Annotated in this window: 21 protein-coding genes; 16 read left to right on the top strand and 5 right to left on the bottom strand. The window is 61.9% G+C overall.

All coding sequences use genetic code 11. The features are described from left to right. The 4 genes from BMZ57_RS04370 to BMZ57_RS04355 all read left to right on the top strand — a co-directional run bounded on the left by BMZ57_RS04370 (position 1) and on the right by BMZ57_RS04355 (position 4,846). A complete protein-coding gene (locus BMZ57_RS04370) occupies positions 1-1,059 on the top strand; it encodes an alpha-ketoacid dehydrogenase subunit beta (protein ID WP_010209333.1) in 1,059 nt (352 codons plus the stop codon). Further along, on the top strand, positions 1,060-2,319 hold the full coding sequence (locus BMZ57_RS04365) for a dihydrolipoamide acetyltransferase family protein (RefSeq protein ID WP_021492856.1): 1,260 nt from the start codon (positions 1,060-1,062) through the stop codon (positions 2,317-2,319). It begins immediately after the preceding gene. A gap of 3 nt (positions 2,320-2,322) precedes the next feature. Continuing rightward, positions 2,323-3,702, top strand: coding sequence for a dihydrolipoyl dehydrogenase (gene lpdA / locus BMZ57_RS04360; RefSeq protein WP_010209331.1), 1,380 nt, complete (start codon positions 2,323-2,325; stop codon positions 3,700-3,702). A gap of 124 nt (positions 3,703-3,826) precedes the next feature. Further along, positions 3,827-4,846 carry a branched-chain amino acid aminotransferase gene (locus BMZ57_RS04355; RefSeq protein ID WP_021492858.1) on the top strand — a complete coding sequence of 340 codons (1,020 nt, stop codon included), beginning with the start codon at positions 3,827-3,829 and terminating at the stop codon, positions 4,844-4,846. Between the two features lie 73 nt (positions 4,847-4,919). Here BMZ57_RS04355 and BMZ57_RS04350 read toward each other — a convergent pair whose 3' ends face one another. Beyond that, positions 4,920-5,813 (bottom strand): GNAT family acetyltransferase, encoded by an 894-nt coding sequence (locus BMZ57_RS04350; RefSeq protein ID WP_074900420.1) that lies wholly within the window; start codon positions 5,811-5,813, stop codon positions 4,920-4,922. Between the two features lie 195 nt (positions 5,814-6,008). On the opposite strand from BMZ57_RS04350, the gene ctlX reads away from it, so the two are divergent. The 7 genes from ctlX to BMZ57_RS04315 all read left to right on the top strand — a co-directional run bounded on the left by ctlX (position 6,009) and on the right by BMZ57_RS04315 (position 11,840). Beyond that, on the top strand, positions 6,009-6,935 hold the full coding sequence (gene ctlX / locus BMZ57_RS04345) for a citrulline utilization hydrolase CtlX (protein ID WP_010209327.1): 927 nt from the start codon (positions 6,009-6,011) through the stop codon (positions 6,933-6,935). A 16-nt stretch (positions 6,936-6,951) separates the two neighbouring features. Next, complete coding sequence (gene ocd, locus BMZ57_RS04340; RefSeq protein ID WP_069672517.1) at positions 6,952-7,998, top strand: ornithine cyclodeaminase; 1,047 nt, start codon at positions 6,952-6,954, stop codon at positions 7,996-7,998. 244 nt (positions 7,999-8,242) lie between these two features. Further along, positions 8,243-9,019, top strand: a complete 777-nt coding sequence (locus BMZ57_RS04335) for an ABC transporter substrate-binding protein (protein WP_010209324.1) — start codon at positions 8,243-8,245, stop codon at positions 9,017-9,019. Between the two features lie 72 nt (positions 9,020-9,091). Further along, complete coding sequence (locus BMZ57_RS04330; RefSeq protein ID WP_010209323.1) at positions 9,092-9,793, top strand: ABC transporter permease; 702 nt, start codon at positions 9,092-9,094, stop codon at positions 9,791-9,793. Next, positions 9,790-10,503 (top strand): ABC transporter permease, encoded by a 714-nt coding sequence (locus BMZ57_RS04325; protein WP_010209322.1) that lies wholly within the window; start codon positions 9,790-9,792, stop codon positions 10,501-10,503. The genes BMZ57_RS04330 and BMZ57_RS04325 overlap by 4 nt, the downstream gene beginning before the upstream one ends. A 3-nt stretch (positions 10,504-10,506) precedes the next feature. Next, a complete protein-coding gene (locus BMZ57_RS04320) occupies positions 10,507-11,337 on the top strand; it encodes an ABC transporter ATP-binding protein (protein ID WP_010209321.1) in 831 nt (276 codons plus the stop codon). A gap of 5 nt (positions 11,338-11,342) precedes the next feature. Beyond that, the gene (locus tag BMZ57_RS04315; RefSeq protein ID WP_010209320.1) at positions 11,343-11,840 is read left to right on the top strand and encodes an Lrp/AsnC family transcriptional regulator; all 498 of its coding nucleotides are present in this window, start codon (positions 11,343-11,345) and stop codon (positions 11,838-11,840) included. Positions 11,841-11,843: 3 nt separating this feature from the next. On the opposite strand, the gene BMZ57_RS04310 is transcribed toward BMZ57_RS04315, so the two are convergent. The 4 genes from BMZ57_RS04310 to BMZ57_RS04295 form a co-directional block, all read right to left on the bottom strand. Beyond that, positions 11,844-12,674 carry a TIGR03915 family putative DNA repair protein gene (locus BMZ57_RS04310; protein ID WP_010209319.1) on the bottom strand — a complete coding sequence of 277 codons (831 nt, stop codon included), beginning with the start codon at positions 12,672-12,674 and terminating at the stop codon, positions 11,844-11,846. Beyond that, complete coding sequence (locus tag BMZ57_RS04305) at positions 12,671-13,891, bottom strand: putative DNA modification/repair radical SAM protein (RefSeq protein WP_010209318.1); 1,221 nt, start codon at positions 13,889-13,891, stop codon at positions 12,671-12,673. The genes BMZ57_RS04310 and BMZ57_RS04305 overlap by 4 nt, the downstream gene beginning before the upstream one ends. A gap of 77 nt (positions 13,892-13,968) precedes the next feature. Next, positions 13,969-15,306 carry a lysine N(6)-hydroxylase/L-ornithine N(5)-oxygenase family protein gene (locus BMZ57_RS04300; RefSeq protein ID WP_010209316.1) on the bottom strand — a complete coding sequence of 446 codons (1,338 nt, stop codon included), beginning with the start codon at positions 15,304-15,306 and terminating at the stop codon, positions 13,969-13,971. A 119-nt stretch (positions 15,307-15,425) separates the two neighbouring features. Further along, complete coding sequence (locus BMZ57_RS04295; protein WP_021492862.1) at positions 15,426-15,908, bottom strand: sigma-70 family RNA polymerase sigma factor; 483 nt, start codon at positions 15,906-15,908, stop codon at positions 15,426-15,428. A gap of 365 nt (positions 15,909-16,273) precedes the next feature. Here BMZ57_RS04295 and BMZ57_RS04290 point away from each other — a divergent pair, with 365 nt between their 5' ends. The 5 genes from BMZ57_RS04290 to BMZ57_RS04270 all read left to right on the top strand — a co-directional run bounded on the left by BMZ57_RS04290 (position 16,274) and on the right by BMZ57_RS04270 (position 22,534). After that, positions 16,274-17,443: an efflux RND transporter periplasmic adaptor subunit gene (locus BMZ57_RS04290; protein ID WP_010209313.1), complete on the top strand. Its 1,170-nt coding sequence runs from the start codon at positions 16,274-16,276 to the stop codon at positions 17,441-17,443. A gap of 1 nt (position 17,444) precedes the next feature. Then, positions 17,445-19,415, top strand: coding sequence for a MacB family efflux pump subunit (locus BMZ57_RS04285; RefSeq protein ID WP_021492863.1), 1,971 nt, complete (start codon positions 17,445-17,447; stop codon positions 19,413-19,415). After that, on the top strand, positions 19,408-20,811 hold the full coding sequence (locus BMZ57_RS04280; RefSeq protein WP_045791864.1) for an efflux transporter outer membrane subunit: 1,404 nt from the start codon (positions 19,408-19,410) through the stop codon (positions 20,809-20,811). The genes BMZ57_RS04285 and BMZ57_RS04280 overlap by 8 nt, the downstream gene beginning before the upstream one ends. A 104-nt stretch (positions 20,812-20,915) precedes the next feature. Then, complete coding sequence (locus BMZ57_RS04275; RefSeq protein WP_010209307.1) at positions 20,916-21,659, top strand: alpha/beta fold hydrolase; 744 nt, start codon at positions 20,916-20,918, stop codon at positions 21,657-21,659. A gap of 107 nt (positions 21,660-21,766) precedes the next feature. Continuing rightward, positions 21,767-22,534, top strand: coding sequence for a FadR/GntR family transcriptional regulator (locus tag BMZ57_RS04270; RefSeq protein WP_010209305.1), 768 nt, complete (start codon positions 21,767-21,769; stop codon positions 22,532-22,534). Positions 22,535-22,755: the final 221 nt, after the last annotated feature.

Below are 22,755 nucleotides of genomic sequence, written 5' to 3'. Positions count from 1 at the left end.
ATGAACGATCACAACAACAGCATTGAAGTGGAAACCGCCATGACCACCACCACCATGACCATGATCCAGGCCCTGCGCTCGGCCATGGATGTGATGCTCGAACGCGACGACAACGTGGTGGTATTTGGCCAGGACGTCGGCTATTTCGGCGGAGTATTCCGGTGCACCGAAGGCTTGCAGACCAAATACGGCAGCTCTCGCGTGTTTGACGCGCCGATCTCCGAAAGCGGCATTGTCGGCGTGGCGGTGGGCATGGGCGCCTACGGCCTGCGCCCGGTGGCCGAGATCCAATTCGCCGACTATGTCTACCCTGCCACCGACCAGATCATCTCCGAAGCAGCGCGCCTGCGTTATCGCTCGGCCGGCCAGTTCACCGCGCCATTGACCATGCGCATGCCTTGCGGCGGCGGCATCTACGGCGGCCAGACCCACAGCCAGAGTATCGAAGCGGTGTTCACCCAGGTCTGCGGGCTGCGCACGGTCATGCCGTCGAACCCCTATGACGCCAAAGGCCTGTTGATTGCCTCCATCGAAAACGATGACCCGGTGATCTTCCTGGAGCCAAAACGCCTGTACAACGGCCCGTTCGATGGCCATCACGATCGTCCGGTGACCCCGTGGTCGAAACACCCGCAAGCCCAAGTGCCGGACGGCTACTACACCGTGCCACTGGACGTGGCCGCCATTGTGCGTCCGGGCTCGGCCGTGACGGTGCTGACCTACGGCACCACGGTGTATGTGTCGCAAGTCGCTGCCGAAGAGACCGGCATCGACGCCGAAGTCATCGACCTGCGCAGCCTGTGGCCGCTGGACCTGGAAACCATCGTCAAGTCGGTGAAAAAGACCGGCCGTTGCGTGGTGGTACATGAAGCCACCCGCACCTGCGGCTTTGGTGCCGAGCTGGTGTCGCTGGTGCAAGAGCATTGCTTCCACCACCTGGAAGCGCCGATCGAACGCGTCACCGGTTGGGACACCCCCTATCCGCACGCGCAGGAGTGGGCGTATTTCCCAGGGCCGTCCCGAGTGGGCGCGGCGTTGAAACGGGTCATGGAGGTCTGAATGGGCACGCACGTTATCAAGATGCCGGACATTGGTGAAGGCATCGCAGAAGTTGAATTGTCGGTGTGGCATGTGAAGGTCGGCGACATGGTCGTCGAAGACCAGGTGCTGGCGGATGTGATGACCGACAAGGCAATGGTGGACATTCCCTCGCCGGTGCATGGCAAGGTCATTTCCCTCGGCGGCGAGCCAGGTGAAGTCATGGCCGTGGGCAGTATTTTGATCAGCATTGAAGTGGAAGGTGCGGGCAACGCCAAGGAAGCGCCGGCAGCGAAGGAGACGCCGATAGCCGCACCGGTGGTTGAAGCCAAGCCTGCGCCGGTGGCGGTTGAAAGCAAACCAGCGCCGGTTGTCGCGGCCCAGGCGCCTGTGGCGCGTGCCGCCGACGAACGCCCATTGGCCTCCCCCGCCGTACGCAAGCACGCATTGGACGCGGGGATTCAACTGCGCCTGGTCCAGGGCTCCGGTCCGGCCGGGCGGATTCTGCATGAGGACCTCGACGCCTACCTGCAACAAGGCGCGTCAAAGCCTTCAACAGCCACCAATCCCTACGCCGAACGCAACACCGAAGAACAGATCCCCGTCATCGGCATGCGCCGCAAGATCGCACAGCGCATGCAGGACGCCACCCGTCGTGCCGCGCATTTCAGCTATGTAGAAGAGATCGACGTCACCGCCCTCGACGAGTTGCGCGTGCACCTCAACGAGAAGCACGGCGCCACGCGTGGCAAGTTGACCCTGCTGCCGTTTATCGTGCGCGCCATGGTGGTTGCACTGCGGGACTTCCCGCAGATCAATGCGCGTTACGACGATGAAGCCCAGGTGATCACCCGCCTTGGCGCGGTGCACGTAGGTGTCGCCACCCAAAGCGACGTAGGCCTGATGGTGCCGGTGGTGCGTCACGCCGAAGCTCGCAGCCTGTGGGGCAACGCCGAAGAAATCGCCCGCTTGGCCACTGCTGCGCGCAATGGCAAGGCCAGTCGCGATGAGCTGTCCGGTTCAACCATCACCCTGACCAGCCTGGGTGCCTTGGGCGGCATCGTCAGCACGCCGGTACTGAACCTGCCGGAAGTGGCGATCGTGGGCGTCAACCGTATCGTCGAAAGGCCGATGGTGATCAAGGGTCAGATCGTGGTGCGCAAGATGATGAACCTCTCTAGTTCCTTCGATCACCGTGTAGTCGATGGCATGGACGCGGCGCAATTCATCCAGGCCATTCGCGGCCTGCTCGAACAACCCGCCAGCCTGTTCCTGGAGTAACGCATGACTCAGACGTTGAATACCACGCTGCTGATTATCGGCGGCGGCCCTGGCGGTTATGTGGCGGCGATCCGCGCCGGCCAACTGGGCATCCCGACCATCCTGGTGGAAGGCCAGGCGCTGGGCGGCACGTGCCTGAACATCGGCTGCATCCCGTCCAAGGCCCTGATCCATGTGGCCGAGCAGTTCCAGCAAACCATCCACCATAGCCAGGGTTCGCACCTGGGCATCGAAGTGGATGTGCCGACCCTGGACATCCGCAAAAGCGTGGAATGGAAAGACGGCATCGTCGACCGCCTGACCACCGGCGTCGCCGCGCTGCTGAAAAAGCACAAGGTGCAAGTGATCCACGGCTGGGCCAAGGTCGTAGACGGAAAGACCGTCGAGGTCGGCGACCAGCGCATCCAGTGCGAACACCTGCTGCTGGCCACCGGTTCAAAGAGCGTCAACCTGCCGATGCTGCCGATTGGCGGGCCGATCATCTCGTCCACCGAGGCGCTCGCGCCCACGCGGGTGCCCAAGCGCCTGATCGTGGTGGGTGGCGGCTATATCGGCCTGGAGCTGGGCATTGCCTACCGCAAGCTGGGTGCCGAGGTCAGCGTAGTCGAGGCCCAGGATCGTATCCTGCCGGCCTATGATGCTGAGCTGACGCAGCCGGTGAACGAATCCCTCAAGCACCTGGGGGTGAAGCTGTACCTCAAGCACAGTGTCACCGGTTTTACCGATGGCAGCCTGCAAGTACGCGACCCGAATGGCGACACCGTGTCGTTGGCAACTGATCAGGTGCTGGTTGCTGTGGGTCGCAAGCCCAACACCCAAGGCTGGAACCTCGAGGCGCTGAACCTGGAGATGAACGGCGCGGCGATCAAGATCGACAGCCGCTGCCAGACCAGCATGCGCAACGTGTATGCCATCGGTGACTTGAGCGGCGAGCCGATGCTGGCGCACCGCGCCATGGCCCAGGGCGAGATGGTGGCCGAACTGATCAGCGGTAAACACCGTGAATTCAACCCGGCCGCGATCCCGGCCGTGTGTTTTACCGACCCGGAACTGGTGGTCGTCGGCAAGACACCCGACGAAGCCAAGGCCGCCGGATTGGACTGCATCGTGTCGAGCTTCCCGTTCGCGGCCAATGGCAGGGCCATGACCCTGGAGTCGAAGACCGGTTTCGTGCGGGTGGTGGCGCGACGTGACAACCACCTGATCGTCGGCTGGCAGGCCGTGGGGGTGGGTGTCTCCGAGCTGTCCACCGCCTTTGGCCTGAGCCTGGAAATGGGTTCACGTCTGGAAGATGTGGCGGGCACCATCCACGCCCACCCGACCCTCGGCGAAGCCGTTCAGGAAGCCGCGTTAAGGGCGTTGGGCCACGCCCTGCACCTGTAAAAGCGCGGCAGGGCCCACCCACCCGCTCCCACACCGGCCAAGAATGAAGTATTGTTGTGCCCATCCAGAAAAAAACCGACAAGCCTGCCTTCGACCAGGCGGTTGACCAGAGATAGAGGGTGTCATGGGTAACGAAAGCATCAATTGGGACAAGCTGGGTTTTGACTACATCAAGACCGACAAGCGGTTTCTCCAGGTCTGGAAAAACGGCGAATGGCAAGCAGGCACCCTGACCGATGACAATGTGCTGCACATCAGCGAGGGCTCCACTGCCCTGCACTACGGCCAGCAATGCTTTGAAGGCCTCAAGGCCTACCGCTGCAAGGACGGTTCGATCAACCTGTTCCGTCCGGACCAGAACGCCGCCCGCATGCAACGCAGCTGCGCCCGCCTGCTGATGCCGCATGTGCCGACCGACGTGTTCATCGACGCCTGCAAGCAAGTGGTCAAGGCCAACGAGCACTTCATCCCGCCATACGGCAGCGGCGGCGCGCTGTACCTGCGCCCGTTCGTGATCGGCACCGGTGACAACATCGGCGTGCGGACCGCCCCGGAGTTCATCTTCTCCGTGTTCTGCATCCCCGTCGGCGCCTACTTCAAAGGTGGCCTGGTACCACATAACTTCCAGATCTCCACCTTCGACCGCGCGGCACCACAAGGCACCGGCGCCGCCAAGGTCGGTGGCAACTATGCCGCCAGCCTGATGCCAGGTTCCGAAGCGAAGAAGTCCGGTTTCGCCGACGCGATCTACCTGGACCCGATGACCCATTCGAAAATCGAAGAAGTCGGCTCGGCCAACTTCTTCGGGATCACCCACGACAATAAGTTCATCACGCCGAAGTCGCCGTCGGTGCTGCCAGGCATCACCCGCCTGTCGCTGATCGAACTGGCCAAGACCCGCCTGGGCCTGGAAGTGGTCGAAGGCGAAGTGTTCATCGACAAGCTCGACCAGTTCAAGGAAGCCGGCGCCTGCGGTACGGCTGCAGTGATCTCGCCAATCGGCGGCATCCAGTACAACGGCAAGCTGCACGTGTTCCACAGCGAGACCGAAGTCGGTCCGATCACCCAGAAGCTCTACAAAGAGCTGACCGGCGTGCAGACCGGCGACGTTGAAGCGCCGCAAGGCTGGATCGTCAAGGTCTAACTCTGCAACGAGCCCCACCACAAAGCCTATGTGGGAGCTGGCGTGCCAGCTCCCACAGTTTATTTGGGTGTTCTCACAAGTCCTTGGGAATATTCCCTACAATCTTCTTGCCCATACTGATCCTCGGTTCCACCCCATACCCCAACGCCTCGTAGAACCCCACCACCGCGTCGTTGCCGCCGGTGATCTGCAGGTTGATCTTCATGCACCCCAACGCGGTCAATGCCTGTTCCGCGTGGCGTACCAACGAAGACCCCAAGCCATGGCGCCGATAGTCGGCGTGCACCGCCACCGAATACAGCCAGCCGCGATGACCGTCGTAGCCGGCAAGAATCGTCCCGATCACTGCTTTTTTATCCATGGCTACGAAGAACAGCCCATCGTTGACGGCCAGCTTCTTATCAATCGCCAGCGTTGGCAGGTTGTGGGCGGTGTCATAGCCAAAGGCCTGCTGCCAGAGCGCAACCACTTGCGCCCGATGCTGACGGTCGCGATACGGACCGATGGGATGCCGGGACAGCAGCGCTTTTTCCATCACCAATGTACGTTCGTTGCCGTGGTAAACGTCACGCACGGTGTTAAACCCCAGCTTGGTGTAGAACGGCTCGGCCGTCAGCGAAGCAGGCACGCTCAATACCGTCACCCCAGCCTCGCGGGCGCGCAGTTCGATCTCGATCATCAGCAGGCGACCGATCCCCTGCCCTTGCAGCGCTGGATTGACGAACACCGAGCGCACCACATTACCGTCGAGGGCGGCGGTGGCGACGATCACATGATCTTGAATTGCCACCAGTACCTGGCGACGCTTGAGCAAGGCCAGCACCGCATCCGGTGTGAAGTTACTGGCCACCCGCGCAATCACATCCGCCGGATAATCCCGCGCATTGCTGCTATGCAAGGCCGCCAGGATGACCTGGCTGATGCCCTCGGCATCGGCTGCCTGGGCGAGGCGAACGGCGGTAGACATGATTCCTCCTGGCTGACTGCGTTTGAACAACCCGCACAATAGCAATTTTGACCTGCGCTCGCCCGAACAGCCGATTCGGCTGCCTCACCCCACTCTTCAGCTTTCCCGGCTGACCCGCTTCCCGGTTTCAGCCGGGATTCACCCCGCACAACCCACAAAATAGCCCCACAGTTCAACCCATGGATTCGTGCACCCATGCAAACCACCAATACCGTCTTGATGATTCGCCCGGCGCGCTTTGCCTTCAACCCGGACACCGCGATCAACAACCGCTTCCAACGCCAACCCCTCGACCCACTCGGCGCACAGCAGAAAGCGCTGGAAGAGTTCGACGGCTATGTCGACACCCTACGCCGGCACGGCGTGGAAGTGCTGGTGGTGCAGGACACGCCGGCGCCCCACACCCCCGACTCGATATTCCCCAACAACTGGTGGAGCAGCCACGCCGACGGCAGCCTGGTGCTGTACCCGATGGAAGGCCAGAACCGACGACTGGAGCGCAACAAAGGCGTGCTGCAAGTGCTGGAGCAACGTTTTGCGATCAACAGCACCATTGATCTCAGCCACCTGGAACAGCAGAACATCTTCCTCGAAGGCACCGGCAGCATGGTGCTCGACCGCCAACACCGCATCAGCTACGCCTGCCACTCCGGGCGCACTCACCAGGACGCCCTGCGCCAGTTCGCCGAACGCCTCGACTACCAGCTCTGCGTTTTTCACGCCGTCGACCGCCATCACGCGCCGATCTACCACAGCAACGTGATGATGAGCGTCGGTCGCGACCTCTCGGTGGTGTGCCTGCAAGCCCTGCCGGACGCCAGCGAACGCCAGGGCCTGGAACGCTCCCTGCGCGACACCGGCAAGGACATCCTCGCGCTCGATTTCGATCAGTTGGAGGGCTTCGCCGGCAACATGCTCGAAATCCACGACCGCGACGGGCAGCCCCTGTTGGTGATGTCCGCCAGCGCCTGGGGCGCCTTGCAACCCGCCCAGCGCCAGCACGTGGAACGCCATACGCGGCCGGTGGTGGTAAACATCGACAACATCGAACGCATCGGCGGCGGCAGTGCCCGCTGCATGCTGGCGGAAGTGCACCTGCCCGCCCGCGCCACCGTCCAATAACTCAAGGAGTCTTGTCATGACCCGCTATATCGACGTCAACGATCTCTGCTACCTGGCCTCGCAAAAAGGCTTGCAAACCTGCATCACCGAGATGGCCGAGTACATCCGTGCCGACTACCTGCGCTGGCAGGATTTCGAAAAATGCGCGCGCCTGGCCAACCACTCGCCGGACGGTGTGATCGAGCTGATGCCGGTCTCCGACGCATCGCTGTACGCGTTCAAATACGTCAACGGCCACCCGAAAAACACCCTGGCCGGCATGCTCACCGTGATGGCTTTCGGCGCGCTGGGGGACGTGGACACCGGCTTGCCGGTGCTGCTGGCGGAAATGACGCTGACCACTGCGATTCGCACCGCCGCCACGTCGGCGCTGGTCGCCCGCTACCTGGCCCGCGACAACAGCCGCAGCATGGCGCTGATCGGCAACGGCTCCCAGAGCGAATTTCAGGCCCTGGCCTTCCACGCCATGCTCGGCATCACTGAGATCCGCCTGTTCGATATCGACGCCAAGGCCACCGCCAAGCTGGCCGCCAACCTCAAAGCTTTCCCGGCGATCAAGGTGATCCTGGCCGGCAGCGTCGCCGAAGCGGTAAAAGGCGCGGACATCGTCACCACCGTCACGGCCGACAAGGCCTACGCCACCATCCTGACGGACGAGATGATCGAACCCGGCATGCACCTCAACGCCGTCGGCGGCGACTGCCCCGGCAAGACCGAGCTGGACCGACGTATCGTCGAGCGCGCCCGGGTGATCGTCGAGTACGAACCGCAAAGCCGCATCGAAGGTGAAATCCAGCACATGCCGGAAGACTCGCCGGTCACCGAACTCTGGCAAGTGATCAACGGGCAACAACCCGGCCGCGAAAATGCGCGCCAGGTCACCCTGTTCGACTCGGTAGGTTTTGCCATCGAAGACTACTCGGCCCTGCGCTATGTGCTGGACGTGGCCAAGGCCTTGGATGTGGGCAGCGACCTGGAGCTGGTGCCGGACCTGGCCGACCCGAAAGACCTGTTCGCACGCCTGGCACAACAACCTCGCGCACAGCAGAAAAAGCGCGCCTGAGAACGCTCTGGCCTGCCGCTCTGCGTCGAGGGCGGCCCAGATTTGGGTGGGTGAAAAGCCGATTCAGCGGGTGGCACAGCCGATTCCGCTGCATTGCCCGTTTTAACAGCGCAATTCGCGCTTTGAGCACGGGGTAAACGACACAAAAAACGCACCACCATGGAGCATTCTCTGCGCCAATAAGAACGATTTGTTTCAGCTCAATGACTGCCCTGACATCAATTACAAAATATAGGGACTACACATGACTCCACTGCGATCACTCTTCGCTGCGTTGCTGTTGCCACTCTGCGCAACCGCCCACGCTCAGGAATGGAAAGAAATCCGCTTCGGCGTGTTCCCCGAATATCCCCCCTTCGAATCCGTTGCCGCCGACGGCAGCCTGCAAGGCTTCGATATCGAGCTGGGCAACGCGATCTGCGCCAAGCTGGAAGTGAAATGCACCTGGGTGCACAACGAATTCGACGGCATGATCCCGGCCCTGCGCGCCCGCAAGTTCGACGCGATCATGTCCTCCATGGCTGTAACCCCGGCCCGCGAAAAGATCATCGACTTCAGTGACCGCCTGTTCCTCAGCCCTACCTCCGTGATCACGCGCAAGAGCGCCGACTTCGGCGACACCCCGGAATCCCTCATGGGCAAGCAAGTCGGGGTACTGCAAGGCTCGTTGCAGGAGGCCTACGCCCGTGCCCACCTGGCCAAGCTCGGCGCGCAGATCAAGGCGTATCAGTCCCAGGACCAGAACTACGCCGATCTGCAGAACGGCCGCCTGGACGCGACCCTGACCGACAAGCTCGAAGCCCAGCTCAACTTCCTGTCCAAACCCGAAGGCAGCGACTTCAAGACCGGCCCTGCCTTCAAGGACCCGACCCTGCCCCTGGACATCGCCATGGGCCTGCGCAAGAACGATCAGGCACTGCGGGCGCTGATCAACAAAGGCATCGCCGCTGTGCAGGCGGATGGCACCTACGCACAGATCCAGAAGAAGTACTTCGGCGATCAGGACATCTACCACGAGTGATGTCCGAGCCAGGCAAAAGTCCCCTGTAGGCGCGAGCGAGCTCGCGCCTGCATAAAAGAGATCTCCTTCCCCATGAACGAATTCCTGAATCTGCACGGCTACGGCCCGATGCTGGCCCAGGGTGCCTGGATGACGCTCAAGCTGGCCTTCCTCGCGCTGGCGCTGAGCCTCGCCCTGGGCCTGATCGCCGCCGCTGCCAAGCTCTCCAGCGCCAAATGGCTGCGTGTGCCGGCCACGCTCTACACCACCTTGATCCGGAGTGTGCCGGACCTGGTGCTGATCCTGCTGATTTTCTACAGCCTGCAACTGTGGCTCAACGACCTGAGTGAAGTGTTCGGCTGGGACTATTTTGAAATTGACCCGTTTACCGCTGGGGTGATCACCCTGGGCTTTATCTACGGCGCGTATTTCACCGAGAACTTCCGAGGCGCGATCCTCAGCGTGCCGGTGGGCCAGCTGGAAGCGGCGACCGCCTATGGCCTGAGCCGCTGGCAGCGCTTTCACCTGGTGCTGTTCCCGCAACTGATGCGCTTTGCCCTGCCGGGCCTGGGCAATAACTGGCTGGTGCTGCTCAAATCCACGGCGCTGGTGTCGATCATCGGCTTGTCGGACCTGGTCAAGGCCGCACAAAATGCCGGCAAAACCACTAATGAGCCGCTGTACTTCCTGATCCTCGCGGGCCTGATGTACCTGGTGATCACCACCCTGTCCAACCGCGTCCTCAAGCGCCTCGAACGGCGCTATAACCTCGGCATCAAGGGGATGGCGCGATGATCGAACTGTTCCAGCAATACGGTCTGGCCTATCTGTTCAGCGATGGCGCAGGATTGTCCGGCGTGGCCATGACACTGTGGTTGTTCATCATCTCGGTGGTGTTGGGTTTTTTCCTGTCGATCCCGTTGGCGCTCGCGCGTGTTTCCGAGCACGTCTGGCTGCGCTGGCCAGTGGAGGTCTACACCTACCTGTTTCGCGGCACGCCGCTGTATATCCAACTGCTGATTTGCTACACCGGGCTGTACAGCCTGGAAATCGTGCAGGATAACGCCCTGCTCAACCAGTTTTTCCGCAATGCGCTGAACTGCACGCTGCTGGCCTTCGTGCTCAACACCTGCGCCTACACCGTGGAGATCTTCGCCGGGGCGATCCGCAATATCCCCCATGGCGAAATCGAAGCGGCCCGCGCCTACGGCCTGCACGGTTGGCGTCTCAACCTGTTCGTGGTGGTGCCCGCCGCGCTGCGTCGTGCGTTACCGGCCTACAGCAACGAAATGATCCTGATGCTGCACGCCACCTCGCTGGCCTTTACCGCCACCGTCGCCGACATCCTCAAGGTGGCCCGCGACGCCAATGCCGAAACGTTCCTGACGTTCCAGGCGTTCGGCATCGCTGCCCTGCTCTACATGCTGCTGTCCTTTGCACTGGTGGGCCTGTTCCGACTGGCCGAACGTCGCTGGATGCGCTTTCTTGTTCCTACCCGAGGCTAACCCATGAATCAGTCCGCGCAGGCCCTGGCCGCTTATCCCGTTGATGAACCCGTTGCCCAACCCGTCACCGCGGCCATCAAGCTTCAAGTCGAAGGCATCCACAAACGCTATGGCGAGCACGAAGTGCTCAAGGGTGTTTCCCTGAATGCGCGCCAGGGCGATGTGATCAGCCTGATCGGCGCCAGCGGCTCTGGCAAAAGCACGATGCTGCGCTGCATCAACTTCCTCGAACAGCCGGACGCCGGGGTGATCACCCTGGACGGCATCAGCATTGAAATGCGCCAGGGCCGCGCCGGCACCCGTGCGCCGCACCAAGATCAATTGCAGAACCTGCGCACACGCCTGGCCATGGTGTTCCAGCACTTCAATCTGTGGAGCCACATGACCGTGCTGGAAAACATCACCATGGCGCCGCGCCGGGTACTGGACGTAAGCGCTGCGGAGGCGGAAAAACGCGCGCGAATGTACTTGGACAAGGTCGGCCTGCCGAGCCGCGTGGCGGATCAGTACCCGGCGTTTCTCTCCGGCGGCCAACAACAGCGCGTGGCGATTGCCCGGGCCTTGGCGATGGAGCCGGAGATCATCCTGTTCGATGAGCCGACTTCCGCACTCGACCCAGAACTTGTAGGAGAAGTCCTCAAAGTCATACAGACGTTGGCCGAGGAAGGTCGTACCATGCTGATGGTCACCCACGAAATGGGCTTTGCCCGCCAGGTGTCCAGCCAAGTGTTGTTCTTGCACCAGGGCCGGGTTGAGGAACACGGCGATGCCAGGATTCTCGACCAGCCCAATAGCGAGCGCTTGCAGCAATTTCTCTCCAACCGTTTGAAGTGAACCCCATGGATACCAAGGCCAACGGACCCCATTCCTCCCCCACGCTGGACCGCATTGATGAAGCCATCATCGAAGTGCTGCGGCATCAGGGGCGTATCACCTACGAAAAGCTCTCGTCGCTGGTGCACCTCACGCCCAGGCCCTGCCTGGAGCGGGTGCGCAAGCTGGAGCGACGCGGGGTGATCCGTGGGTATGGGGCGATCATCGATGTGCAGATGGTCTCGCCAGGGCTGTCATTGCTGGTGTTGGTAGCCTTGTCCAACCAGAGCGGGCGCTCGGCGCAAAAGGCCTTCGAAGCCTGCGTCAAGGCTTGCCCGCAGGTGTTCGAATGCCAGTTGATCAGCGGTCCGTTTGACTACAGCCTGCGCATGCGTTGCCGGGATATGGAGCACTACCGGGTGCTGACGGAGACCTGGTTGAACAACGACGAATTGCACATCGATAAGCTGGTCGCGCATCCGGAGTTGGCGGTGGTAAAGAACACAGCGACGGAACTCAGCTGAGCCTTAAAAGGCGCGAGCGATTCGCTTGCCCAGCTTTGCCCCGATCATCTTCGCCTGCCCATCCTTTTGCTTGCCGGTACGCGCCTCACTGATCAACCCCGGTATCAACTTGCCCTCTGGCAGATTCTTCCAGAACCGGCTGGGCAAATGCCCTTCCATCACCTTGGGGTTCAACCGTGCTGGATTGAAGATGTGGCTGTAGTAGGTCAGCCACATCGCACTGTGTGGATCCTCGACATTCTGCGCCAATTGCCGCCAGGCCTCGGGGCATTCGCGCTGATGGATCAACTGCTCACCGTCGTAGTACACACCGTCCAACGGTGTGGCGATCATCCAGCGGTGACGCCCCATGCGCCCGATGAAATGCTGGCTGGCCGATTTCAAGATGTCATGGGCCGGCTCGTGCCAGGCCACGTACTCGGGCAATTCCAGCCCGGCCTCGGCGGGTAACGCGATGAACCGCACAAACGCGTGCAGATGGTGTGCCTCGCGACTGACCTGCTTGATCCGCCGTTGCAACTCACTGCCCAGTTTGTCCCCTGCCAGCATCGCCGTGCGGTCACCATGACTGACGCGCCACAGCACTTCATACAACAAGCTCCAGCGCTGGTCGCCGTGGTAACAGGCGGCCGACTCCAACAATTCCAGCAGGGCCTTGGGCACCCGTGTCTGGAAAGGCCCCATCCCCTCGGGAATCGGTTCGTCGGTGGCAAACAGGTCCGCCACTTCGGCCTCGCCCCAACTCACCTGGCTGGGGTCGACCTGATGGCTGAGCAGCCAGCGCGCCTGATCGCGCCAAGTGCTGAACAGGTTGTTGCATTCCAGGCTGATCATCCCCACAACCCCATTTGCTGCGGCTGAGGACGGTCGCGCAGTTGTTCGCGCAACAACACGCTGGTGCTGTCGGCCTGTTGCGGGTGGTAGTCGCTGGTGATGAAAAACGGCTTGGCCTTGGCCAATACGCACCGCATGCGCGCCAGGTCTTCGAAGCGGATCTTGCGTTCACGGCGCAGGTCCACCAGACGCTGGGTGGTACGCAGGCCAATGCCCGGAATGCGCGCTATCAAGGTCGGTTCCGCGCGATTCAGGTCTAGAGGGAAGACTTCGCGATTATCCAGCGCCCACGCCAGCTTGGGATCGATATCCAGCGCCAGGTGACCAGGACCTTTGAACAGCTCATTGGCGTTGAACCCATAGCTGCGCAACAGGAAATCGGCCTGGTACAAACGGTGCTCGCGCATCAGCGGCGGCGCGGCCAGGGGCACGGTTTTCGGGCTATTGGGGATGGGACTGAACGCCGAGTAATACACGCGGCGCAGCTTGAAGTTGCCGTACAACGCCTCGGCACCGTGGAGAATGGTGCTGTCATCGGTGTCGTCGGCGCCGACGATCAGTTGCGTGCTCTGCCCGGCCGGGGCAAAACGCGGTGCGCGTGGCTCGTTGCGTACCGTCTGCTCGCCGGTGTAGATGGTCTGCATGGCCTGTTTGATCGACACGATCTTCTTTTCCGGCGCCAGGGTCTGCAGGCTGGCCTCGGTGGGCAGTTCGATGTTCACGCTCAGGCGATCGGCATAGCGTCCGGCTTCGGCGATCAGTGCCGGGTCGGCATCAGGAATCGTCTTGAGGTGGATATAGCCGCGAAAGTCATGCTCTTCGCGCAGCAGTTTGGCGACCCGCACCAATTGCTCCATGGTGTAATCGGACGAACGGATGATGCCGGAACTGAGAAACAGCCCGCTGACGCAGTTGCGTCGGTAGAAATCCAGGGTCAGGGTGACCACCTCCTCCGGGCTGAAACGCGCGCGGGGCACGTCGCTGGAGCGGCGGTTGACGCAATACTGGCAGTCGTAGAGACAGAAGTTGGTGAGCAATACCTTGAGCAACGACACACAACGCCCGTCCGGCGTGTAGCTGTGGCAGATGCCCATGCCATCGGTGGAACCCAGCCCCGCCTTGCCCTCGGAGCTGCGCTTGGGCGCACCACTGCTGGCGCACGAGGCATCGTACTTGGCGGCGTCGGCGAGGATGCTGAGTTTTTCGATCAACTGCATGGGGGCTACCGATACTGGTTTTTTGTACAGTACCAATAGCCACTCGTTGCCACAAGTGCCGTTTGTAGGAGCGCGTTTCAGCTCGCGGTGGCGAGCAACAAATCCTGCACCGAACGACCCTTGCCGCGCCCACGGTCCAGCGCATACAGCGACGCCGCAATCTCATCCGCCCGAATCGGCAGTACCGACAGCAGGGTATCGCTCAACCCATGGCTGGCCTGGCTGAAGCCCTGGATGTAGATACCGGCGTTGCAACGCTCGTCGGTGACGATGCGATAGTCGCGCGCCACGTCGAAGTCGCCCAGGTAGTCTTCCAATGGCGCCAGCAGCGCGCGGTGTGTCTGGCGCTCGTAGCCGGTGGCGAGAATCACCGCGTCGTAGTGGTTGACGCTGGTGTCGCCGTTGGCGTTGTTGCGCAGCACCAGTTCGATGCCCAACGGGCCTGGTGTGGCCTTCTCGACCACGGTCAGGGTGCGGAACGCCTGGCGGGCGATGCCGGAGACCTTCTGGCGGTAGAAGATGCCGTAGATACGCTCGATCAAGTCCAGGTCCACCACCGAATAGTTGGTGTTCTGGTACTCGGCGACCAGGCGCTCACGCTCGGCGCCCTCTTGCTGGAACACCAGGTCGGTGAAGGCCGGCGAGAACACTTCGTTGACGAACGGGCTGTCATCGGCGGGTTTGAGCGCCGAACCGCGCAGAATCATGTCGACCTGCACCGACGGGAAGCTGTCGTTCAGGTCGATAAAGGCTTCTGCCGCGCTCTGGCCACCGCCGATGATGGCGATGCGCATGGCCTTGCCCTCGACACATGGCTGGCTGGCCATCCGCTCCAAGTATTGGGAATGGTGGAACACCCGGCTATCGCCCTTGAGCGCCTTGAACGCTTCGGGAATACGCGGCGTGCCCCCGGCGCTGACCACCACCGAACGGGTGGTGCGTACATGTTGCTCCCCCAGCGCATCGCGGGAAATCACACGCAGCGCTTCAACCTGCTGCTGGTGCAGGATCGGCTCGATGGACAGCACTTCCTCGCCGTAGCGCGCCTGGGCCTGAAACTGCCCGGCGACCCAGCGCAGGTAGTCGTTGTACTCCATGCGGCACGGGTAGAAGGTGCCCAGGTTGATGAAGTCCACCAAGCGGTCGTGGGCTTTCAGGTAATTAACGAAGGAATACGGGCTGGTGGGGTTGCGCAGGGTCACCAGGTCCTTGAGGAATGAAATCTGCAGCTCGCTCTGGGTCACCAGGGTGTTGCCGTGCCAGCGGTAGTCGGCCTGTTTGTCGAGAAACAGCACATCCAGTTTGCCCTGGGCCTTTTCGCGCTCCTGCAGGGCGATGGCCAGCGCCAGGTTCGAAGGGCCGAAACCGATACCGATCAGGTCGTGAACCGCGGGCGAAGCAATTGCCTGTGTCATTCCAGTGTCCTCTGGATAAGCCCCTTGGCGGTGGGGCGGGAATACCTTCAAGACCTGAACAACAGGTCGTGTGTTGATAGGAAACGAGGACAATGAAATAAAATTTAACTGATCTTCGATCAGTGCGTTTCCCACTCGCGCATCCGCACCCGGCAGTGCTTCATGGCATTGACGATGTGTTTCTCCACCATGGCGCGGGAAATGCTCAGGCGTTCGGCGATCTGCAGGTGGGTCAGGCCTTCGAGTTTGCGCAGCAGGAAGCTGTCGCGACAGGCCGGCGGCAGCTCGGCCAGGGCGCGTTCGAGCAGTTCCAGGCGCTGGCCGTGATCGTGGTGGGAGTGAGGCGAACTGCTGGCGAAGCGCTCTTCGGCATCCAGCACGTCCAGGGGTTCAACCTGGCGCAAGGCATTGCGCCGATGTCCATCGATCACCAGATTCAATGCGGTGCGGTACAAAAAGGCACGGGGTTGTTCGATGGGCGTGTCGCTGGAACGCTCCAGCACCCGGACATAAGCGTCATGCACCACATCCTCGGCCACCTGACGGTTGCCCAGCTTGGCGTTGAGGAAACACACCAGCTCGCGATAGTAGTTTTCCAACATGACTCCCGACCGCCGGGTGGCGGCATTTGGTCCCTGGGTGCAAAAAACAGCCTGTAGACGCGAGCGTGCTTGCGAAGACCGTTAATGATATCGCGAGCATTCAGGATAAACGCAGCGCCTGAACGTCCCTCGCGGGCAAGCTCGCTCCTACACTTAAATCAACCCGTTCGGTGATGGCAGTTTGAGTGCGTGCAATTTATAGTAATTCTCATCTACTTTTAAAGCAGACTTGCATCAACGGACGATTTTTTTCTTCAAGGGAGCTGTAACTGCTTATGTAACCGCCTAAATCCCCGCGCAATTCCCTCGTTTACTTGTCAGCTCCCCGCAACTGCGGTCCGAACTTTCCTGGCTGGAACCAAAGCATGAAACGCCCTCGACCTGCCCGACGCGCCTTGCTTGTTATCGCGTGCCTGATCCCTTTTATCGCCGTCGCGGCCTGGCAGGTGCTGCCGCCGGGGCGTGACACTCTCACCACCGTCACCGTCACCCGCGGCAGTATCGAAAACAGCGTGACCGCCTTGGGCACCCTACAACCGCGTCGCTATGTGGACGTCGGTGCCCAGGCCTCTGGCCAGATCCGCAAAATCCACGTCGAAGCCGGCGACCAGGTCGAGGAAGGCCAATTGCTGGTTGAGATCGATCCGTCCACGCAAAAAGCCAAGCTGGACGCCAGCCGCTACGCCATCGAAAACCTCAAGGCCCAGTTGCAGGAACAAAAGGCTCAGCACGAATTGGCACGCCAGAAGTACCAGCGCCAGCAACGCCTGACCGCCGCAAACGCCACCCGTGAGGAAGACGTGCAAACCGCGAAGGCCGAACTGAGCGCTACCCAGGCCCGGGTCGACATGTTCCAGGCGCAGATCCTGCAAGCCCAGGCCAGCCTGCGCAGTGACGAAGCGGAATTGGGCTACACACGCATCTACGCGCCCATGACCGGCACCGTGGTCGCGGTGGACGCGCGGGTTGGCCAAACCCTCAATGCCCAGCAGCAGACGCCGTTGATCCTGCGCATCGCCAAGCTGTCGCCGATGACGGTGTGGGCAGAAGTCTCGGAGGCCGATATTGGCCACGTCAAACCCGGCATGACCGCGTACTTCACTACCTTGAGCGGCGGTAACCGACGCTGGACCAGCACCGTGCGGCAGATCCTGCCGATCCCGCCCAAGCCGTTGAATGAAACCCAAGGCAGCGGCAGCCCCAACAGCACCAGTAAAAGCGGCAGCGGCCGCGTGGTGCTGTACACCGTGCTGCTGGACGTGGACAACAGCGACAACGCGCTGATGGCCGAAATGACCACCCAGGTATTTTTCGTCGCCAGCCAAGTCAAGGATGCGCTCACCGCGCCGGTTGCCGCGTTATCGGGCACGGCGAACGCCAACCAGCAGATCGCCCAGGTCGTGGGCAAGAACGGCCGTATCGAGCAGCGCCAGGTGCAGGTGGGCATCAGCGACCGCCTGCGCGTCCAGGTGCTCGACGGCTTGAGCGAAGGCGATCACCTGCTGATCGGCCCCGCCGACGGCAACGGGGGTTGAGGTGACCACGCCCCTGATCGAACTCAAGAACATCCGCAAATCCTACGGCGGCGGCGACAGTCCGCAGGTCGACGTGTTGCGCGGCATCGACCTGTCGATCCATGCCGGGGAGTTCGTCGCCATCGTCGGCGCCTCCGGCTCCGGCAAGTCCACGTTGATGAATATCCTTGGCTGTCTCGACCGCCCCAGCACAGGCGACTACCTGTTCGCCGGGGAAAACGTCGCCCACCTGGACAGCGATGAACTGGCCTGGCTGCGCCGCGAAGCGTTCGGGTTCGTGTTCCAGGGCTACCACCTGATCCCGTCGGGCTCGGCCCAGGAGAACGTCGAGATGCCGGCGATCTACGCCGGCATCAGCGCCGCCGAGCGCCATGCCCGCGCCAACGCCCTGCTCACGCGCCTGGGCCTGGCCGAACGCACCGGCAACCGTCCGCACCAACTCTCCGGGGGCCAGCAACAGCGGGTATCCATTGCCCGAGCCTTGATGAACGGCGGGCATATCATCCTCGCCGACGAACCCACCGGCGCCCTCGACAGCCACAGTGGCGCCGAGGTCATGACCCTGCTCGATGAACTCGCCAGCCAGGGCCACGTGGTGATCCTGATCACCCACGACCGCGAAGTGGCGGCGCGGGCCAATCGCATCATCGAGATTCGCGATGGTTTGATCATCAGCGACTCGGCGGACAGCAGCGACGTTGCGCCAGCATTAGCGAACGGCGCCCTGCAAGCCGTGGATCTGCGCCAGCGCCTGGCCGACGGCGCCGAGCACAATGGCGCGTGGAAAGCCGAGCTGGTGGACGCGGTGCAAGCCGCCTGGCGGGTGATGTGGATCAACCGCTTCCGCACCGCACTGACCCTGCTGGGGATCATCATTGGCGTGGCCTCGGTGGTGGTGATGCTGGCCGTCGGTGAGGGCAGCAAGCGCCAGGTCATGGCGCAGATGGGGGCGTTCGGTTCCAACATTATCTACCTCAGTGGAACATCGCCCAACCCGCGCACGCCCCTGGGTATCGTGACCCTCGACGACGTCCACGCACTGGCGGCGTTACCCCAGGTCCAGCGCATCATGCCGGTCAACGGCAGCGAAGTCGGGGTGCGCTTCAGCAACGTCGACTACATGGCCTACGTGGGGGGCAATGACACCAACTTCCCGGAGATTTTTAATTGGCCGGTGGTCGAGGGTAATTACTTCACGGCCGCCGACGAGCGTGCCGCCGCCACGGTGGCGGTGATCGGTCATCGCGTGCGCGAGAAGCTGTTCAAGGGCGAGGTCAACCCGATCGGCCAGTACATCCTGATTGAAAACGTGCCATTCCAGGTAATCGGTGTGCTGGCGGAAAAAGGCGCCGCCTCCGGCAACAAGGACAGTGACGACCGCGTTGCCATCCCTTACACCGCCGCCAGCGTGCGTCTGTTCGGCAACTACAACCCCGAGTATGTCGTGATCGCGGCGGCCGATGCGCGCAAGGTCCGCGAAACCGAGGTGGCCATCGACCAGTTGATGCAAAAGCTGCACAACGGCAAGCGCGACTATGAGCTGACCAACAACGCCGCGATGATCCAGGCCGAGGCCCGCACTCAGAACACGCTGTCATTGATGCTCGGTTCGATTGCGGCAATTTCCCTGCTGGTGGGCGGGATCGGCGTGATGAATATCATGCTGATGACCGTGCGCGAGCGTACCCGCGAAATCGGCATTCGCATGGCCACCGGCGCACGCCAGCGCGACATCCTGCGCCAGTTCCTCACGGAAGCGGTGATGCTCTCGGTGGTCGGCGGTTTGTGCGGCATCGCCCTAGCATTGTTGGTCGGCGGGGTGCTGGTGCTGGCCAAGGTGGCGGTGCAGTTCTCCCTATTGGCGGTGTTTGGCGCGTTTGGTTGCGCACTCGTCACCGGTGTCGTATTCGGCTTCATGCCGGCCCGTAAAGCTGCCCGGCTCGATCCGGTTAAGGCGTTGACCAGTGAATAAACGATCCCTCTACCTGCCCGCCTTGTGCGTATTACTCAGCGCCTGCACCGGCAACCCGCCAGCGGTCGACAGCGGGATTGCACCGCCTGCCGCCTGGCAATTTGCCGAACGCGACGCCGCCCAAGCCACCAATCAGCAATGGTGGACACAGTTTGGCAGCCCGCAGCTCAACCGTCTGATCGACCAGGCCCGGCGTGACAGCTTCGACGTGGCCGCCGCCACCGCGCGCGTGCGCCAAGCCCAAGCCAGTGCAGTGATCGCCGGCGCGCCGCTGTTGCCGGAGGTGAAGCTCAACCTCACCACCAGCCGTCAGAAACTGTTGCGTGGTCCGGGTGGACCGGATCTTGACGCATCACAAAGCGATGACACCGTCGACAATTTCGGCGCCAACCTCACCGCCAGCTACGAAGTGGACTTCTGGGGCGGTCGCGCCGCCGCTCGCGACAGCGCCCTGCACAACGTGCGCGCCAGCGAGTTTGACCAGGCCACCGTGGAGCTGACCTTGCTCAGCAGCGTGGCCGACCGCTACGCACAAACCCTGGCCGCGCAGCAACGCCAGCAGATTGCCGAGTTGAACCTGGCCAATGCGCGTAATGTGCTCGACCTTGTACAGACTCGCTATGACGCCGGCTCCGCCACTGCCCTGGAACTGGCCCAGCAAAAAAGCCTGGTGGCCAGCCAGCAACGCCAACTGCCGTTGATCCAGCAATTGGCCGAAGAGTCGCGGATTACGCTGGCTGCCCTCCTCGGCCAGCCGGTACAGGCTCTGAACCTAGGCACCGAACCGTTCCAAGCCTTGACCTGGCCTGCAATCGGCGCCGGCTTGCCAAGCCAGTTGCTCAGCCGTCGCCCCGATATCGCCAAGGCCGAGGCACAGCTGGCGGCAGCGCAGGCCGACGTCACGGTGGCTCGCGCGGCCATGCTGCCCGCCATCACCCTTGGCGCCACCCTGGGTTCCGACGCCTACAAAGCCGTGGATGTGCTGCGCAGCCCTTATTACACGCTTACCGCTGGACTGGTGGCGCCGATCTTCAACAACGGCCGTTTAAGTGCTGAACGCGACAAGGCCCGCGCGCGCCAGGATGAACTGCTGCAAACCTATCGCGGTGCGATCATCAACGGCTTTGCCGACGTGGAAAAATCCCTCAGCAGCATCACGCGTCTCGACCAGCAGCGCGAATGGCAAAGCGAAGAACTGCAACAGGCCCAGACCGCCTTCCAGATTGCAGAAAGCCGCTATCAGGCGGGTGCCGAAGACTTGCTCACGGTACTGGAAACCCAGCGCACCCTGTACACAGCCCAGGACCAGAACGTGCAACTGCGGCTGTCGCGCCTACAGGCCAGCATCGCGCTGTACAAAGCATTAGGCGGCGGCTGGCAGACTCAGATCCGATAAACAAAACTCCGTTTTCGTACGCCAGCTGTCTTCTCGCCCTACATTCTTCGACCAACGGTCCTTGGTAAAAAAACCGCACTCACACGGTTGCCCAGGACCTCTTGATGACTGTCGCAAAATACCTGACGTGCGCCTGTCTCTGGATGACAGCAAGCGCTGCCCAAGACCTGATTGCCCCCACCGCCATCGATTGGCTGCTGGATTGCCCCCTGCCGACCGTTGAACGCCTGGACCCCGAAGTGCTGCAGCGCACCCAATGCGGCGTCGTGAGCGTACCGCGCAATTACGCAGCCCCCCGGCAAGGCAACCTGCGCCTCTACCTGACCCGCGTCGGCGCCCGAGACCCACTGAACCGGGAAGGCGTGGTGTTCGCCCAGGCCGGCGACGCGCCTAAAAGGAATCAGGGCGGCACCTTCGTCATTCACCTGACCAGCCTTTGGGGTTCTTACTCCAACCCGGCGTATCGCACACTGGTCAACCGCTACGACGTCATCGAGCTCAGCCCTCGCGACCTCGACAACGAGACTGGAGTCGAACAGGCCGCTCAAGACCTTGAGTATGTGCGCAGCCAACTGGGCGAGGCCCAACTGTTCTACCTGGGCAATGCCGATGCCACCCGCCTGGGCAACCGTTACGCGGCCCTGTTTCCCGAACGGGTAGCGCGCATGGTGCTGGTCAATGCGCAGCAGCCCGAATCGGCAGCGCCCCACGTCGAACAACTGCGCCTGAAAGAAACAACCAAACAGGACGCCAGCAGCTGCATCAACCGTTGGGTGGGCGATTTCCTGGTCTTCGGCAAGCAGCCGCCGCCGTCCACCCGATGCCTGGACTCAGGCAACGGGGAGTAACCACCCGATTGCGACCTTTTGCCGTCGAAAACGACACCCGCCGTTGACGCTGCCCCCCGATCGTTATTAAGTGCTATTTATCCGCATTAATACGATAAATCGAACTTATGCTAAGCCGCCCGCTACGACGCAAACGCCAGAAGCTGTCCGACGTGATTGTCGAGTCGGTCAAGCGCTCCATCGTCACCGATGCCTTGAAGCCCGGCGACCGCTTGCCCACCGAACGCGAGCTGATGGAAAGCTTCCAGTGCTCCAAAGGCTCGGCCCGTGAAGCGCTCAAGGCCTTGGAAGTCGAAGGGTTGGTGAGCACGCGTACCGGGCCCAGCGGCGGCGCCTACCTGAACCAGGCCGGCACCGAACCGGCCAGCCGGGCGTTGCGCAACTACCTGCACTTCCAGCACCTGGACGGCGAGCAGGTGTACCAACTGCGCAAAGTCATCGAAGTGGAACTGGCGGTGTCGGTACTCGGACGCTTGAGCGAAGACGACTACCAAGCCCTGCAAGACAACGTGGATTTTTGCAGCGCGCCCGAAGACAGCGAGGCTGGCCAGCGTGAACAGCGCCTGGCAGAACTGGAGTTTCACAACCTGCTGGCCAAGGCCTGCCCCAACCCGTTGCTGAGTTTCATGGCGCAGTTCCTCAACGACCTGTTGCGTGACCTGGTGGTGTTGAAAAAGGCCTACAAGCCCAAGCGCAAGCAGTTCGATGCGGCCAACCTGGATTATCACAAGCAGTTGCTGATCGCGTTTCGGGCCGGGGATGAAAGCGCAGTGCGCAGCCTGATGCATGAACACATGTGCGACGCCGAACACCATATGACGGCGCTGGAAGGTGAAGTCAGCCCGCATTTTCTATTGGAGTTCGATCATCGTTAAGGACACCACGAATCCAATGTGGGAGCGGGCTTGCTCGCGAATGCGGTGGGTCAGCAATGCACCCGGTGACTGATACACCGCATTCGCGAGCAAGCCCGCTCCCACAGTTTGACCCTATTCCAACCAAAACCGCGTTATCCCAATAACAGGCCTGCCCACAGGCCCTTGCTCCACCGTATCGCCATTGCCACTCCTGCCAATAACTAAACCAGGGAGTCACC

Origin of the sequence: Pseudomonas simiae, from assembly GCF_900111895.1 — a bacterium.
In the GTDB taxonomy this organism is placed as follows: domain Bacteria; phylum Pseudomonadota; class Gammaproteobacteria; order Pseudomonadales; family Pseudomonadaceae; genus Aquipseudomonas; species Aquipseudomonas simiae.
This window is presented reverse-complemented; position numbering and strand designations above follow the sequence as displayed.

Bases quoted from the DNA above. Each gene is read 5' to 3' on its own strand.
- ctlX (WP_010209327.1), top strand. From the start codon at position 6,009: ATGCAAACCACCAATACCGTCTTGATGATTCGCCCGGCGCGCTTTGCC.
- BMZ57_RS04320 (WP_010209321.1), top strand. From the start codon at position 10,507: ATGAATCAGTCCGCGCAGGCCCTGGCCGCTTATCCCGTTGATGAACCC.
- BMZ57_RS04270 (WP_010209305.1), top strand. From the start codon at position 21,767: ATGCTAAGCCGCCCGCTACGACGCAAACGCCAGAAGCTGTCCGACGTG.
- lpdA (WP_010209331.1), top strand. From the start codon at position 2,323: ATGACTCAGACGTTGAATACCACGCTGCTGATTATCGGCGGCGGCCCT.
- BMZ57_RS04275 (WP_010209307.1), top strand. From the start codon at position 20,916: ATGACTGTCGCAAAATACCTGACGTGCGCCTGTCTCTGGATGACAGCA.
- BMZ57_RS04305 (WP_010209318.1), bottom strand. From the start codon at position 13,891: ATGCAGTTGATCGAAAAACTCAGCATCCTCGCCGACGCCGCCAAGTAC.
- ocd (WP_069672517.1), top strand. From the start codon at position 6,952: ATGACCCGCTATATCGACGTCAACGATCTCTGCTACCTGGCCTCGCAA.
- BMZ57_RS04370 (WP_010209333.1), top strand. From the start codon at position 1: ATGAACGATCACAACAACAGCATTGAAGTGGAAACCGCCATGACCACC.
- BMZ57_RS04295 (WP_021492862.1), bottom strand. From the start codon at position 15,908: ATGTTGGAAAACTACTATCGCGAGCTGGTGTGTTTCCTCAACGCCAAG.
- BMZ57_RS04355 (WP_021492858.1), top strand. From the start codon at position 3,827: ATGGGTAACGAAAGCATCAATTGGGACAAGCTGGGTTTTGACTACATC.
- BMZ57_RS04315 (WP_010209320.1), top strand. From the start codon at position 11,343: ATGGATACCAAGGCCAACGGACCCCATTCCTCCCCCACGCTGGACCGC.
- BMZ57_RS04335 (WP_010209324.1), top strand. From the start codon at position 8,243: ATGACTCCACTGCGATCACTCTTCGCTGCGTTGCTGTTGCCACTCTGC.
- BMZ57_RS04325 (WP_010209322.1), top strand. From the start codon at position 9,790: ATGATCGAACTGTTCCAGCAATACGGTCTGGCCTATCTGTTCAGCGAT.
- BMZ57_RS04365 (WP_021492856.1), top strand. From the start codon at position 1,060: ATGGGCACGCACGTTATCAAGATGCCGGACATTGGTGAAGGCATCGCA.
- BMZ57_RS04350 (WP_074900420.1), bottom strand. From the start codon at position 5,813: ATGTCTACCGCCGTTCGCCTCGCCCAGGCAGCCGATGCCGAGGGCATC.
- BMZ57_RS04290 (WP_010209313.1), top strand. From the start codon at position 16,274: ATGAAACGCCCTCGACCTGCCCGACGCGCCTTGCTTGTTATCGCGTGC.
- BMZ57_RS04300 (WP_010209316.1), bottom strand. From the start codon at position 15,306: ATGACACAGGCAATTGCTTCGCCCGCGGTTCACGACCTGATCGGTATC.
- BMZ57_RS04310 (WP_010209319.1), bottom strand. From the start codon at position 12,674: ATGATCAGCCTGGAATGCAACAACCTGTTCAGCACTTGGCGCGATCAG.
- BMZ57_RS04330 (WP_010209323.1), top strand. From the start codon at position 9,092: ATGAACGAATTCCTGAATCTGCACGGCTACGGCCCGATGCTGGCCCAG.